Source organism: uncultured Duncaniella sp. (assembly GCF_910577345.1).
Classification (GTDB): Bacteria; Bacteroidota; Bacteroidia; order Bacteroidales; family Muribaculaceae; genus Duncaniella.
Genome location: NZ_CAJTMT010000002.1, coordinates 25,228 through 41,728, shown reverse-complemented (window position 1 = coordinate 41,728; position 16,501 = coordinate 25,228). Strand labels below are relative to the sequence as shown.

Annotated in this window: 8 protein-coding genes; all 8 read left to right on the top strand. The window is 54.4% G+C overall.

Annotated elements, in window-relative coordinates:
- Nucleotides 1–124: 124 nt before the first annotated feature.
- The 8 genes from QZ310_RS01305 to secA all read left to right on the top strand — a co-directional run bounded on the left by QZ310_RS01305 (nucleotide 125) and on the right by secA (nucleotide 16,457).
- The gene (locus QZ310_RS01305; protein ID WP_297069556.1) at nucleotides 125–3,298 is read left to right on the top strand and encodes an Ig-like domain-containing protein; all 3,174 of its coding nucleotides are present in this window, start codon (nucleotides 125–127) and stop codon (nucleotides 3,296–3,298) included.
- 37 nt (nucleotides 3,299–3,335) lie between these two features.
- The gene (locus QZ310_RS01300) at nucleotides 3,336–4,352 is read left to right on the top strand and encodes a DUF4465 domain-containing protein (protein ID WP_297069555.1); all 1,017 of its coding nucleotides are present in this window, start codon (nucleotides 3,336–3,338) and stop codon (nucleotides 4,350–4,352) included.
- Nucleotides 4,353–4,580: 228 nt separating this feature from the next.
- The gene (locus tag QZ310_RS01295; protein WP_297069554.1) at nucleotides 4,581–5,939 is read left to right on the top strand and encodes a peptidylprolyl isomerase; all 1,359 of its coding nucleotides are present in this window, start codon (nucleotides 4,581–4,583) and stop codon (nucleotides 5,937–5,939) included.
- A gap of 5 nt (nucleotides 5,940–5,944) precedes the next feature.
- Complete coding sequence (locus QZ310_RS01290) at nucleotides 5,945–8,077, top strand: OstA-like protein (protein ID WP_297069553.1); 2,133 nt, start codon at nucleotides 5,945–5,947, stop codon at nucleotides 8,075–8,077.
- Entirely contained in the window at nucleotides 8,074–9,966 is a 1,893-nt protein-coding gene (gene mutL, locus QZ310_RS01285) for a DNA mismatch repair endonuclease MutL (RefSeq protein WP_297069552.1), read from the top strand. The genes QZ310_RS01290 and mutL overlap by 4 nt, the downstream gene beginning before the upstream one ends.
- A 70-nt stretch (nucleotides 9,967–10,036) precedes the next feature.
- Nucleotides 10,037–11,254: a DUF4105 domain-containing protein gene (locus QZ310_RS01280; protein ID WP_297069551.1), complete on the top strand. Its 1,218-nt coding sequence runs from the start codon at nucleotides 10,037–10,039 to the stop codon at nucleotides 11,252–11,254.
- Nucleotides 11,200–12,909: an alkaline phosphatase family protein gene (locus QZ310_RS01275; protein WP_297069550.1), complete on the top strand. Its 1,710-nt coding sequence runs from the start codon at nucleotides 11,200–11,202 to the stop codon at nucleotides 12,907–12,909. Before QZ310_RS01280 ends, QZ310_RS01275 begins: the two co-directional genes overlap by 55 nt.
- Before the next feature lie 122 nt (nucleotides 12,910–13,031).
- Entirely contained in the window at nucleotides 13,032–16,457 is a 3,426-nt protein-coding gene (gene secA, locus QZ310_RS01270; protein ID WP_297069548.1) for a preprotein translocase subunit SecA, read from the top strand.
- The last annotated feature ends 44 nt before the right edge of the window (nucleotides 16,458–16,501 follow it).

Below are 16,501 nucleotides of genomic sequence, written 5' to 3'. Positions count from 1 at the left end.
TCGCGATACAAGCTGCCGGATGTCAATTCCTGTGCCCGTGACCCCCTACAGGAATGTGCCGCAAACACTTACATTTTCGCTAAAGCTTCATACTAATATATGACTGATAACCAAATATATTATTATGAAACTAAATCAATTGATTAAAGGTGCAATTCTTGCGTTGGTCGTCGGCGGACTCACCGGAGTACCGGTCTCGGCGACAAAAGTCCTCTTCGGATCGGTGAGTCAAGGCTGTTATCTCATAGAGAATAACACCGGAAAAAAGATAGACTTCGAGATTGAATCCTTTTCGGACAGCAAGATCCTCGACCTCACACCGGGAACCTTCACTTTTTGTGGCGCACACCCGAATGACCGGAACGACTCTATCATCACCTTTGAGTTCGATGTAAAGCCGGAGGAGGGATTCGAATTAAAGCACGCCGAGACCTACGGTGACTACCACTACATGGTCACTCTCGGAATGGGATATTATTACCTAAGCCAGTCATACAAAGACGAGAACAACAAAAGCGTCAGTATGCGCGGCGGTGTGGATTTCACCATCGACGACATCAAACTCTTCGACACCGAAGGTAAGGAAGTGAAGTTTACTTCAGCTCCTCGCTACACCAACACAACAAACGAGGATAGAATGGACCTGAAGCCAAGCGGATACTATGTGCTCGGATTTCAGGACTACACTACTACCGCCACCATAAATCCCGTAAAGGAGAAACACCCTGATCTTATCCCTGTGGAATGGAACGCGACTCTAACCAACTCGGTCAATGCCAAAAGCATGACGAGAATGCCCGAGGCTATCAGTATCGTTTTCACCTATCCTTCCACAGCCGACGGCCATGTGTATCTGAAGAAGAATGAGACCCACTACATACCATTTGACCTCATCGAACCTGACTCCGTATCCACCGAAAACGGTATAACTACAAAAATTTATAACGTAGGAAAGGATAGCCGCTCATACAACTACCGTGTGAGTCGCGAAGGGTCCATCACCTGCGCCAACCTTTTCACCACTGACAAGACACCTGAAATTAACGTCACTGAGGAGATGCTGACCTCTCAGAAACCCGACTATTTCTTCCACGAAGTATCAGCCAAAGAGGGCAACGGCACCAAATACTCCGATATTTTCCTCAACATCAACCAGCGTCATCTCCTGCGCCTTAAGAAGGGTGACGACTACCAGATTGTGAATGTGCGCACATGGCAGCTCACCAACAACTCCACAAGCAACTATTTCATTGAGCCCGACTATCACTGGACAGTCCTCAACACCGACTTCAAGCCCGATCAAAGCGTCGTGAAGGTTGACAATAAGGGCGTGCTCACAGCAGTGGCCCCCGGCACTGCCATCGTGCAGGTGGATTACGACGCCATCCGCCTGAATGCTATGGACGGTGGCCTCTGGAGCAAACTCTGGGCGGAGAATATGGGAACATTCGTTGTCACCGTCGATGCTGACGAAAGCAAAGCACCGGCCGACAATATTCACCTATCATACAAAGCTAACAAGCCCCTCGATGCCGAACACGACATACTCTATTACATGAGCACCGAACCGGGCTACAAGCTCACTTTCACACCCGCCGAGGGAAGTACCGTGACTGTGGCCAACCCTCTCGTTGACACTGAAAAGAACACCGTCAGCTATCCCAAGGCGTTCTCCGGCGAGAATGTCACCGTTAATGCCGATGGTTCTGTGACTGTCCTCCTCACCTTCGGACGCAACATAGTGCGCACCACCGGTGCCAACGGCGCGTCAAACTTCCAAGTAGTTTCAGCAAAACCCATGACCTGCGAGATGGTGACACCTCGTGCCGACGGTCTTGTGCTTCCCGGTGATGAAATCACATTTAAGTTCGACGGCCTCTTCCATGTCGCAGGCAAGCTCGCAGGTATCTACAACAGCAACTGCCATGTCCGCTACAACGGTATCTCAACCTTGGCCGGAACTTTGCTTGGCAGTGGACAGTACGATTTCGCCGGCAACCAGATTGCACAGTCCTTCACTCTTACCGTACCTATGGATGCAACAGACAAGGTTGAAATCACCAATGGCTGTCTCGATCCCGAAGGTTTCGGCTCAAGCCCCGGCGCACACCGCCAGATTGACTACAAACAGGGTATGAATCCCAACTTCAATGCCGGTATCACAAGCGCAGAATACGGTTCGCTCGCTTCGCAGAGCGCAAAGGTGACTCCCTTTGACAAGGTTGAGCGTCTTTCCGTAGTCACATCGATGGGCAAGAGTGTGATTCCTGTCCGCGAGGCGGTGCTCAAGCAGGTTTATGGCGAAAATATTCATTGGGAAATTGAGAATCCCGATTTCGCAATGGTCAATGATGTCTGGGCAATCTGTCCCAACAAGCCCGGCAAAACCGTGGCCTATCTCTATTCCGATGCAACTGCACAGGACTCCGAAAACGCACGCACACCGCTGCTCACCTGCGACGTTGAGATTCAGGCTGTCGAGGGTTATGTGCCTGTGGAGAGCATTGAGTTCGGTCATACCGGCGACCTTGTAAACAAAATGAATATAAGCTGGGGTAATTGGGGCAACCGGAACTATCTCAGTGTCACCGTCAAGCCTGATGATGCAACCGACAAGACCGTCCACCTTACCTCGGAAAATCCGGACATGGTGACACTCGGCAAGAAGGGCTACGCAGAATATGACAGCAACTATTGCGGACTGTTCTGGAATCTTGACAACCTCCCCGGAGAATCAGTTGTGACCGCCCGGTCAACTGATGGCCGCCTGAAGATTTCGACTGTTGTGCGCTGGATGCGTTGTGCCGACAGTGTGAAACTTGACCTGACAGAGCTTGATGCTGAAAAGGGCAAATCTTATCAGCTCACAGCCGCCGTGAGTCCGGCCGAATGCAGCTATCCTACTGTATGGACATCTTCTGACGAGTCAGTCGTCACTGTTGATGACAATGGCATGGTGACTGCTGTAGGTGAAGGCGAGGCCACCATTACAGCTCAGGCAGAAGGCTTGTATTCTCCCTATAAGGCTACTTGTCTGGTTAAAGTCTCCGGCACATCCGGCATTTCTGCTGTCACCGCCGACGAAGCTATTCTGTCAATGCACCTCAACCCCGGCGATGATGTACTCACTATCAATTCAGCTATCGATGGAGCTATCGACATCTACAACCTGAGCGGCGTCCGGGTTCTCAACGGAGCAGTTGAGGCTGGTGTCAACCATATTTCTCTCGGACACCTGAACGCAGGAATGTACATCGTCCGCATCGGCAATACCAGCCAGAAGCTACTCAAGAGATAATCTCCCCTAACTTGTAATGTTCAAATATATTTCTTTTTTGTCAATACTTTGGGCCGGCGCGGCGACTGCTGCGTCCCCAAAGTATTTTTATCTTGATTTCTCCCAACCCGCCACAGAAATCAATTACAACGACAATGATATTTGGGACCGCACTTATGATGCCTCCTCCGACTACCGGGCAATCTATTTCGGCAATGAACTGAAATTCCGTCTTTCGCACTGTAACACAGGCTTTGGAGGCGAGGATATCGGTGGCATGAGCTATTGGGACGGTTTCACCATATCGCGCAATGGCGACAACAACAATTATGGCGCACCGGGTAATTCTGACGGATGGGTGTCACACCAATGGGGCAGCATGGCCGGCGGTGGTGTAAGATTGACCGAAAGCGGCTACTGTCTGGCTGAAGACGGTCTTGGGGACGTATCCTGTTCCTACGCCGTGGGCTATTGGAGCGGCGACAGAGCCTGCAACCGCATCGATTTTGTCGGCAAAGAAGAGAACGCCACATTCACTGTGGAGGAAATCTATATCAACATTCACCCATGGCCCTACTATGGCATACTCGATGGCGATGGTTTTGCCCGGGCATTCACCGAAGAGAAGGATTTTTTCAGTCTCACCATACATGGTCTCGGTGATAATGGCGTGGCCAACGGCAAATCCGTCACACACCAATTCGTGGAGATGCGACAGCTTTCACCGCAGGAATATGTGCCGGAGATGTCAACCGGATGGGAGCGTATAGACCTCACTTCCTTGGGAAAAGTGTCGGGCATCTTCTTCACCATGGACTCCAGCGACGTCAATCCAAGTTTTGGTATCAACACCGCTGCCTATTTCTGTCTCGGAGGCATGACTGTCGGAAATCCTCTATATGACGCCTCCGGGATTGAAGCAGTAATCGACACCACAGTGATTGAGCCTATCGAATGGTTTACACTTGAAGGGAGACGCATATCCTCACCCACAAGCCCCGGCATATACATCAGGCGTACAGGCGGAAATGTGGAGAAAATACGCATTACTGATTTATTCCTTTCGCGACACTAATCTCCACCGTATCGCATCGGTAGTGGCTGTTACCGCGAGAGCAACGATTTTAGAGCTGGGGAGTCCCCGGTCGGAAAGAGCGTCCTTTGGGATGCTCTTTTTTCGCAATGTTTGACACCTGAGTGTGAAATTTTCTTTAAATCGCATTGATTTTAGCGGGGTTGGGAGAATTTTTAGTAACTTTGGGGCTGATATTCGCAATTCTCACATTTATCATTAGTTAAGCGCGTGAAAATCAAATCAATCATATTGCTTGGCGTGCTCCTTCTCTCAGGAGCTGTCTATGTGTCAGCCGGAACCGATAATGTTGCCGAAGAGGTGGCCTGGGTGGTCGGCGACCAACCTATATGGAAGTCTGAAATCGAGGAAGCTTACCAGAATATGCTCTATGAGCGCGTCCCCATCGCCGGTGACCCTTACTGCGTTATTCCCGAACAGCTTGCAATCGAGAAACTCTATCTCCATCAGGCCGACATGGACACCGTAGAAATCCCCGACGCTATGGTGTTCAGCCAAGTGGAGGCAACTCTCAACAACTATATCCTCAACCTCGGTTCAAAGGAGAAGGTGGAGCAGTATTTCAACAAATCGCTTCCCGCCATGCGCGAATCACTCCGCGAGATGGTGCGCAACCGCGCACGAGTCCAGGAGGTGCAGCGCAACCTGACAAAAAATATCAAGTCGACGCCCGCCGACGTGCGCCGTTTCTTCGAGAAAATCCCGACCGACAGTGTGCCCTGGGTACCCCTTCAGGTCGAGACTCAGATTCTTACCGTGGCTCCCGCTGTCCCGCGTGAGGCAATCGAGGATGTCAAGGCCCGTCTGCGCAACTTCACCGAGCAGGTCAACAAGGGTGAGAGCCTCTTCTCGACCCTCGCCATCCTCTACTCCGAGGACCCCGGCAGCGCCCAGCGTGGCGGTGAGCTCGGTTTCAGCGGACGCGGTGAGTTCGTGCCTGAATTCTCAGCCGTGGCCTTCAACCTCAACGACCCCAAAAAGGTTTCGAAAATCGTCGAGACCGAATATGGTTTCCATATCATCCAGCTCATCGAGAAGCGAGGCGACCGTATCAATGTGCGCCACATCCTTCTCAAGCCGAAAGTCGCCGAAAAGGACTTGACCGAGGCCATCAACCGCATGGATTCACTCCGCCACGACATCTCAGACGGCAAATTCACGTTTGAGGAGGCGGTGACATTCCTCTCGCAGGACAAGAACACCCGCAACAACAAGGGCCGCATGGTCAACGACAACACCGGCTCGACCCGCTTCCAGATGGCGGAACTTCCTCAGGAAGTGGCCAAACGTGTCGACGGTATGGAACCCGGCGACATCTCGGAGCCTTTCATCATGACCGACCCCAAAACCAACCATGAGGTGGTTGCGATGGTGAAGCTCACCGAACGCATCCCCGGTCACAAGGCCAACATTTCCGACGACTTCCAACTCATCAAGAACATGTATGAAAGCTCGCGCCGTCAGGAGATTCTCGACACCTGGCTTGCCAAGAAGATAAAGGACACATATATCCGCATCGAGGATGGCTGGCGAAACTGCGAGTTCCAGAACAAAGGCTGGATTAAGTAGACCTTATGAAGAAATCCCCAATCCTTGCACTCTTGGCCGTGGCGTTGATAACGCTTCCGGCCATGCTTGCGCAATCCCCTAAAGACAAGACCGCCGTCAAGGCTCCAAAGAGCGCTCCCGCGCCACGCAAATCAGTCATCCGCCCGACCATCCCGACGGCTGACCGCCACGAGCCGGGCAAGGTGTTCCTCGAGAGGGCCGACCGTCTGATGTTTGACCAGGCGAGGGATTCGGACGTGCAGGTCCTTGTCGGGAATGTGCTGTTCCGCAAGGGCGACATGTTCATGTATTGCGACAGTGCGCGTTTCAACGAAGCGACCTCCTCGCTCGACGCGTTCCGCAATGTCCACATGGAACAGGGTGATACTCTCTTTGTCTACGGTGACGAACTATACTATGACGGCACCCAGGAGCTTGCCGAGCTCCGCGCCTATCCGGGCAAGACGGTGCGCCTCATCAACCGCGACGTATCACTGACCACCGACGTGTTCTTCTACGACATGGGGGCTGATGTCGGTTACTACGAGACCGGCGGTACGCTTACCGACAAGCAGAACACCCTCCGCTCCCTCCAGGGCTTCTATTATCCCGCCACAAAGGACGCTTTCTTCTATCTCAACGTCGACCTTGAAGGCCCGCGCCCCAACGACACGCTGAGAATGTATACCGACTCTCTCACTTACAACACCGCCACAAACATCGCCCAACTGATGTGTCCGACCTTGATTGTCAACAAGGACGGAGAAATCAACTCATCGTCGGGATTCTACGACACAAACCAAGGGCTTGCTGACCTTTACGACCGTTCGCGTGTCCACACCCGCAGGGGTAACTATCTGACAGGCGACACACTTTTCTACGACCGCGAGAAGGGCTACGGCGAAGCATTCGGCAACATGGTCCTCACCGACTCCGCCCGTCAGTCGGAACTGCGCGGTGACTACGGATTCTACAACGAGCTGACCGACTCCGCCTTCGTTACAGGCAACGCCGTCGGTCTGGAATATTCGAAAAGCGACACCCTCTACCTTCACGGCGATACCATCCAAGCCTACATGCTTCCGGATTCGTCGAAGGTGACCAACGTCTATCACCGCGTCCGTTTCTTCCGCCGCGACATCCAGGGACTTTGCGATTCACTAAGCGTGGTGGAGCGTGACTCCATTATATATATGTATTATCACCCCATCCTCTGGAACGGTGACAATCAGATTGCAGGCAACGTCATCTATGTCCACATGAACGATTCCACCACCGACTGGGCGCGCTTGCCCGAATCGGGCCTTGTGGCGCAACATGTCGGTGAGGATTGCTACAGCCAGCTCGCCGGTGCCGACATGACCGCATGGTTCAACGACTCGACCATCCGCCGTCTCTACGTCGAAGGAAATGTGCAGCAGATAATGTTCCCTATGGAGAATGACTCCACATATAATAAGTTCGTTTTCACTGAGAGCAGCTATATGGATGCCTACTTCATCGGTAACGACATAGAGCATCTTATAATGTGGCCCGAGACCACCGGCAAGGCTACACCGCTGTATCTTGCCAAACGTTCGGCCTACTATCTCCCGCAGTTCCGCTGGTTCGGTCCTTTACGCCCGATGTCGCCCGACGAAATCTTCGACTACCCGACCGAGATGGACGATCTGAAATCCATGCAATTCTTCGGCAAAGTCAGCCCGAACGCGTATACCGTCCGTGGCACTATGCTTGGAAAACCGAAACCTCAGGAACCGATAAATCCAAATCCTGCAAAGGCAGCCCTCGCACCCATGACCACCGATGCTGACGACCGTGAACTTACGGATTCATTAGGAACCACACTGCAAGAGAGCATTTTACCGGACTCACTGCAGCGGGAAGTGACAGATTCGCTCCGCATCCTCAGCGACAGTCTTGGTATAGCAACTGACAGCCTCACTCATACCCCTGCCGGACTTGAAGTCCCCGAAATCGTCCCCGAAACTCCCGAAAAGAATGATGACGGAAGCGGTGAGGAGACTCCGGAAGGAACCACTCCTGAGGGAAGCGCCATCATCGAACGCAAAATCACCCCCGTGGGCGATAAACGGAACCCTGGCACCACGCCAAACGCCAAATCTAATCCCGAGAAAGGAAAGGAGGTAGAATCATGAGCGACATCATCCGTCTTCTTCCAGATTCCGTAGCCAACCAGATTGCTGCCGGTGAAGTCATCCAGCGCCCGGCCTCAGTCATCAAGGAACTTGTCGAGAATTCGATTGACGCAGGCGCGACATCGGTCACAATAATCCTCAAGGATGCCGGACGCACTCTAATCCAGGTCATCGACAACGGATGCGGAATGAGCGACACCGATGCCCGTCTGGCTTTCGAACGCCATGCGACATCTAAAATCCGCAAAGCCGACGACCTCTTTGCCCTGTCGACAATGGGTTTCCGAGGCGAAGCCCTCGCCTCTATCGCGGCCATCGCGCAAGTCGACCTCCGCACCATGCTCAAAGGTGAGAGTATCGGCACGCGCCTCATCATCAACGGCTCGAAAGTCGAGAGCCAGCAGCCCGAAGCCTGTGCGCAAGGGAGCAACCTGATGGTAAAGAACCTCTTCTTCAACGTGCCTGCACGCCGCAAGTTCCTGAAGAAAGATTCGGTCGAGATGAGCAACATAATGCGAGAGTTCGAGCGTCTTGCGCTCGTTAACATCGGTGTGGACTTCACGCTCATCAGCAATGACGTGACCCTCCACTCTCTCCGTCGCGCATCGCTCAAACAGCGCATCGCCGACCTCTTCGGGCGTTCACTCGACAAGCAGATTGTGCCGCTCGACACTGACACATCCATTGTCAGAATCAACGGCTTCATCGGACTTCCGGAAAATGCCCGTAAGCGCAACCAACTGCAATATCTGATGGTCAACGGCCGCAACATGCGCCACCCCTACTTCCACAAGGCCATCATGCAGTGCTACGAGCGACTGATTCCGGCCGACGTGCAGCCTAACTATTTTGTGAATCTCACCGTCGACCCTGAAACCATCGACGTGAACATACACCCCACAAAGAGCGAGATAAAATTCGAGAACGAGCAGGCAATCTGGCAGATTCTGACGGCCGCTGTCCGCGAGTCGCTCGGCCGCTTCAATGCCGCCCCGGCCATCGACTTCGACGTTGACGAAGCCCCTGAAATTCCGGTATTCTCGCCCGACAGCGATGCCGACCATGAGGTGGAGCTCGACGAAGGCTACAACCCCTTTGCCCAGCCCTCACACGGCACACGCACATCCTCACTTTCGGGTGGTTTTTCATCGCCCGTAAGAGAAAAATCCGAATCCTCAATGAACTTTTCCCACCCCTCCGAGCGTTTTCAGGATTGGGAAAAGCTTTACGACGATTTCGTCAAGAAACGCGACGACGGATATGCGTCCATGGTCGAAAGCAAGGTCAACCTTTCGGAAAGCGAACTCGAACTTGACGGAGAAGCTCCAGTCAGCGCAACGCTGCAGTTGAAAAACTCCTACATCCTCACTCCCTCACGCGAGGGTCTGATGATAATCGACCAGCATCGTGCCCACAAACGCATCCTCTATGACAGCTATCTGGCCAAGGTGCGCGAACAGGCAATGGTGTGTCAGAACGCAATGTTTCCGGAGATAATAGAGCTTTCACCGGCTCAGAACGCTGTCCTCACCGACATCGCTCCATCACTTGAAGAGCTCGGATTCGCCATCGCTCCCCTTGGCGACAATTCCTGGAGCATCACGGGCATCCCATCGCTCCTCAACGGTGTGAATCCGCGCGACACCCTCCTCGGCATGATAGAGTGTATCACCGAGACCGGTGAGGAGCTTTCAGCCTCCCTCCATGAGCGCATCGCTCTCTCCATGGCCCGCAGCAGCGCCATCAAGCGCGGGCAGGCTCTCACCTCAGCCGAGATGGACAAGCTCATAAGCGACCTCTTCCGGCTTCCGACCCCCGCACGGACCCCCGACGGAAAAACCGTCTTCACGATAGTCAATCTCGACGAGATTGCAAAACTCCTCGGCTGAGACATCTCGGCGCCTTAAATTTCGCAAATTATAATCATCACATAAACATTCATCAGTCATTAACTCAATCATGTCAATCCGCCTGTTATTCGCCATTTTCTGCGCCATTCTCGGTCTTCCGGCCTTGAATGCGGCTGACAGCATGGACGATGTGAAGGTGTCGATGCTGACAGCCCGTGCCGGAGCCGACATCTATCAGCTCGAAGGACACACGGCGCTGCGGATACAGACACCCGAAAGAGGCGACTATGTGGTGAACTGGGGACTCTTCGACTTCGCTGCCCCTAATTTCGTCTACCGTTTCGTCAAAGGTGAGACCGACTACATGGCCGGAGCCGCACCTACCGACCGTTTCCTCGCAATGTATGACCGCGAGGGGCGCCTGGTGGTGGAGCAGGAACTCAATCTGACCTCCGAAGAGAAGACCCGAATCATCGCGCTCACCGACCGCAATCTGCTGCCGGCCAACCGCGTCTACCGCTACAATTATGTCCTTGACAACTGCGCCACCCGTCCGCTTGCCATTGTCGAGCAGGCTGTCGGCGACACTGTCACACTTGGCCCCTCAAACCTTCCGGCAAAGGCAGCCTCGACATTCCGCAACGCGATGCGTCACTATCATGTCAACTATCCCTGGTATCAGTTCGGCATCGACCTCGCACTCGGAAGCGGCATCGACCGTCCTATCACTGCCCGCGAAGCGTCATTCTCCCCCGAAGCTCTTGAAGCGATGCTCACGTCAACCGTCCGCCCTGACGGAAATCCGCTCGTAGGCGCAACCCGGGTACTGACAGGAAGTGAAGGCCTCTCTCCCGTTCTCCCCCCCACTCCCTGGTATCTCACGCCCATGTTCTGGAGCTGCGTTGTGCTTGCCCTCGCTCTCGCCGTATCCTTCGCCCAATACCGTCGTGGCGGAGCGGGAATCACTGCAAAAATTTTCGACACCATACTCTATCTCCTCTTCGGTCTGGCAGGCTGCGTCATCGTATTTCTCGTGGTCATTTCCGTCCACGAAGCCACCTCGCCAAACTGGCTCCTGTTATGGCTCAACCCTCTCTGTTTCATCCCGGTTGTGGCCGTATGGGTAAAAAGATTGGAAAAGTTGTTGTTTTCCTATCAAATTCTTAACTTTGCATTCCTGATTGCCCTCCTCATTCTCCTCGCTTGCGGAGTGCAGTCGCCTAATCCTGCCTTCATTCCGCTCATAGCGGCAGATGGAGTGCGGGCATTGTCATGTGTACTAACCCAAAGAAACGCCCGATGTCATCACGCAAACCAAATCCGTTAAGCACCCGTCTGGCAAGTGTACTCGTCGTATCGCTTGTGACGATGGGTATCGGCGCGTTCACGCCTGTTTTTGCCGCGCGTCCCGCTCTCGCTCCAGATACGAAAAGCAAGGGTGGCGACCATCAGTATGTCCTCACCCGTCCGGCTCTTGTGGTCGGCATATTCGTGGAGGGACTTGACGCGGACTATGTCAACCTCCTCCGCAACAATTTCGGCAAGGATGGTTTCAACCGCTTCATCACCGACGGTGTCACCATCGAGGATGTGAGCTACGGCACCAATGTCGATGCTACCGCAGCCACCGCCATCCTCATGACGGGAGCATCCCCCTCGGTCAACGGCATCCCGGCCTCACGGGTATGGGACAGCGAAACCAAGTCGGACTATCCTATTCTTCTTGACCCGGCCAACATCGGCAACTTCACCGACGAGACCTTCTCGCCCGCAGCATTGAAGGTTTCGACCCTCAGCGACGAGGTCCGCATCGCCGACGGCGGCATAGGACTGGTCCATTCAGTGGCTCCCGATGCGCAGGTGGCAATCGTGCTTGCCGGACATGCAGGCAACAGCGGCTTCTGGCTCAACGAATTCAACGGAAAGTGGAGCACGTCGACCTACTACCGCGACGTTCCCGCAGCCATAGCCAAACGCAACTACGGCATAACTCTCACATCGCGCATCGACACCATGACGTGGACCCCCTCGATGCCGTTGGAGCAGTATCCCGACCTCCCCGAATACAAGAAACTTTTCCCCTTCCGTTATACCTTCCCTGCCCGCGATGCCAACCGCTACAGGGCGTTCAAGGCCTCAGCCCCCGGCAACCGCGAAGTGGCCGAGATTGGCGTGGACTACATATCCTCGCTCAAACTCGGCGCGAGAGGCGTGACAGACATGCTCAACCTCGGGTTCAACGTCAGTCCCTACCCCTATTCGCGTGAGGCCGACACCCGTGTGGAGACAATGGATGCCTATCTGCGCCTTGACTCCGACATCGCGAACATTGTCCGCGCGGTCGAGAAGCACCCCGGCATGGCAAACTCCGTGATATTCATCGCCGGAACGCCCGCTCCCGCAGGAGGCAAACGCGACGAGGAGAAGTGGAACATCCCAGCCGGACAATTCTCACCGAAACGTGCGATTTCGCTCCTCAACATCTATCTCATCGCACTCCACGGCAACGGTGAATACGTCACCGGCTACTATGACGGTTACTTCTTCCTCAACCGCAAGCAGCTCAAGGAACTCAACCTTGACGAGCGCCAGATCCGACGCGAAAGCGCCGAATTCCTTGCGCGCATGAGCGGTGTGACAGCAGCCTACACAATTGACGACATCTTCGAACGCCGTGCGGGCGAGGATGCCATTGCGCTCCAGCGCAACACTTCCATAAAACATGCCGGTGACATCCTCGTGACGGTCAATCCCGGCTGGGTGATTTCCGATTCTTCAGTCGAAGGCGAGGATTCACATCTCCCCGTAATCAGAAATGTAGCTAATACGTCGCCGGTCTACATACTCGCGCCGAACGTCGCCCCAACCAAGATTGAAGGGCCGATCGATGCGCGTGTGATAGCCCCGACAGTCTCAAGGATTCTGCGCATACGTTCGCCCAACGCTGCATCCCTCTCCCCGTTGCGCTTACATTCACGTTAGCAAAAAAACGCAGCGACGCATTCAGAGCTTCACTAACTTTACTTACGAAAAATAAGCCACGATGCCGTCTGCCGCACAAAACAGAATCCAATTATAAATCAGTTACAACTTACAACCACAATATGTCATTTCAATCATTCCTCACCAAGATTTTCGGTAACAAGTCGACCCGAGACCTTAAGGAAATCGAACCCATCGTGAAGAAAATCGAGGCTCTTCAGCCTGAGGTTCAGCAACTCACCATAGATCAGCTCCGCGAGCGCATCGCAAATGTCCGCGCGGACATCAAGCAGGCAACCGCTCCTCAGGAAGAGGAGAACGCACGTCTGCGTGTCGAAGTGGAGGAACTCCCCTTTGACGAACGTCAGCCCGTCTGGGACAAGATTGACCAGAACGAAAAAACCATCCTCGACACCATCGAGGACAAACTCAACTACCATCTTCCCGAAGTGTTCGCTGTCCTGCGCGAGACTGCAGCCCGTTTCGCAGCCAACGAGACCCTCGTCGTGAAGGCTACCGAACTTGACCGCGAACTTGCCGCACAGGGCAAGGACTTCGTGACCATCGACGGCGAGAACGCCATCTGGAAGAACCACTGGCTTGCCGGAGGCAATGAAGTCACGTGGGATATGGTCCACTACCGCGTTCAGCTCATCGGTGGTATCGTGCTTCACCAAGGCAAGATTGCCGAGATGGCTACAGGTGAAGGTAAGACCCTCGTGGGCACACTCCCTGTCTTCCTCCGTTCGCTCTCCGGCCGCGGCGTCCACGTCGTGACCGTCAACGACTACCTCTCCAAGCGTGACTCCGAGTGGATGGGCCCGCTCTACATGTTCCACGGTTCGACCGTCGACTGTATCGACAAGCATCAGCCCAACACTGCAGCCCGTCGCGCCGCCTACAACTGCGACATCACTTTCGGTACGAACAACGAATTCGGCTTCGACTACCTCCGCGACAACATGGCTATGGCTCCTGCCGACATGGTGCAGCGCAAGCACTACTATGCGATTGTCGACGAGGTTGACTCGGTGCTCATCGACGATGCCCGTACCCCTCTCATCATCTCCGGTCCCGTCCCCAAGGGCGACGACCAGCTCTTTGACGTCTACCGTGCCAATGTCGAGAAAGTCGTCGAGGCACAGCGCCGCCTCGTCACCAAGATTCTCGCCGAGGCCAAGACCAAAATCGCATCAGACGACAAGGAAGTCCGCAAGGAAGGCGCACTTCTTCTCTACCGTGCCTTCAAGGGTCTCCCCAAGAACGGCGCACTTATCAAATTCCTCTCGCAGGAGGGCATGAAGAACCTCATGCTCGAAACCGAGGCCTACTATCTGCAGGACAACAAGCGCGAGATGCCCAAGGTGACCGATCCCCTCTACTTCGTCATCGACGAGAAGAACCGCAGCGTCGAGCTCACCGACAAGGGTATTGACGAACTCACCGGAAAGACCGATGACCCCCAGTTCTTCGTGCTCCCCGACATCGCCTCACAGCTCTCTGAAACCGAGCATATCGCTGACCTCGCCGAGCGTCAGCAGCGCAAGGATGAGCTTATGCAGGACTATGCGGTCAAGGCAGAGCGCGTCCACACTGTCACTCAGCTTCTCAAAGCCTACACACTCTTCGAAAAGGATGTTGAATATGTCATCGACGAAGGTAAGATTAAGATTGTCGACGAGCAGACAGGCCGTATCATGGAGGGTCGCCGCTACAGCGACGGTCTCCACCAGGCAATCGAAGCCAAGGAGCATGTGAAGGTAGAGGCTGCAACCCAGACATTCGCAACCATCACTCTCCAGAACTACTTCCGTATGTATCACAAGCTCGCCGGTATGACCGGTACAGCCGAGACAGAAGCCGGTGAGTTCTGGGACATCTATAAGCTCGACGTGGTCACCATCCCGACCAACAAGCCGATTGCCCGCGTCGACATGAACGACCGCGTCTACAAGACCAAGAAAGAGAAATATGCCGCTGTCATCGAAGAGATTCAGGACCTCGTGTCGAAAGGCCGTCCGGTGCTCGTCGGTACGACTTCGGTTGAAATCTCCGAGCTTCTCAGCCGTATGCTCACCATGCGCCACATCCCCCACAATGTCCTCAACGCCAAACTCCACCAGAAGGAGGCCGAAATTGTGGCTCACGCAGGACGCAAGGGTATGGTGACCATCGCAACAAACATGGCAGGTCGTGGTACCGACATCAAGCTTACACCCGAGGTCAAGGAGGCCGGAGGTCTTGCCATCATCGGTACCGAGCGCCATGAGTCACGCCGTGTGGACCGCCAGCTCCGCGGTCGTGCCGGCCGTCAGGGCGACCCGGGTTCATCAGTCTTCTATGTATCCTTCGAAGACCAGCTCATGCGTCTCTTCGCCACTGACCGCGTCATGAAGATGCTCGACACCCTCGGTCTTGAAGAGGGCGAGCGCATCGAGAGCGGCATGGTCACCAACGCAATCGGAAATGCACAGAAGCGCGTCGAGGAAAACAACTTCGGTATCCGCAAACGCCTCCTCGAATATGACGACGTGATGAACAAGCAGCGTACCTACATCTACAACCGCCGTCACCACGCCCTCCTCGGCGAGCGCGTAGGTATCGACATCGCCAACATGATGTGGGACGTAATCGAGAATTTCGTCAACAACTACGGCCCTGCCGACTATCAGGACCTCTCGCTCGAACTCTTCCGTGTCCTCACCATAGAAGCTCCCTTCACCGAGGAGGAATACCGCAACATGTCGAAGGAAGATGCCATCGAGAAAATCCACACTGCAGCCCAGGAGGCATTCGACCGCAAGGGACAGCGCATCCTCGAAGTCGCTCAGCCCGTGATTATAGACTGCGTTGAGAACCGTGGTTTCAAGGGCCGCATCGCCGTCCCCATGACCGACGGCAAACGCTTCTTCAACCTCGTCGTTGACCTTGACGAAGCTTACCGCACAGGTTGCAAGTCTATCGTGAAGGAATGGCACAAGGCTGTGCTTCTCGTGACCATCGACGAACTCTGGAAAGAACACCTCCGCGAACTCGACCAGTTGCGTCAGAGCGTTCAGAACGCATCCTACGAGCAGAAGGATCCCCTTGTAATCTACAAGGTTGAGTCGTTCCACCTCTTCGAGGCCATGCTCAACAATCTCAATGTGAAGACCATGTCGACACTCATGCGCGGTCAGATCTACATCCAGCAGGCTCCCCCGCAGCCCTCACGCCCCGTTCAGCCTCAGGCTGAAGCTGAACCTCAGGCAGAAGAGGGCGAAAACGAGGCTCCTGCAGAGCAGCCCGCTCCCGCACCCGCACCTGAGGCACCGAAGCCCCAGCCTAAGGTGGAACGCGCAATGCCCGAACGTCCCAACGACTATTCTAAATACCGCACTTCGCGCGAAAATCTCCCCGGAGAGAACGCACAGCGCGAGGCAGGACGAAATGCAAGCCAGACGCAGCCGACTCAGCCCGTCAAGGCCGGTCCCCGCATCAACCGCAATGATCCCTGCCCCTGCGGTTCAGGCAAGAAATACAAAAACTGCCACGGCAAGGGTCTCTGATAAGACTTCATAAGTATCAATTTCAGATACAAAAGGAACAGAAG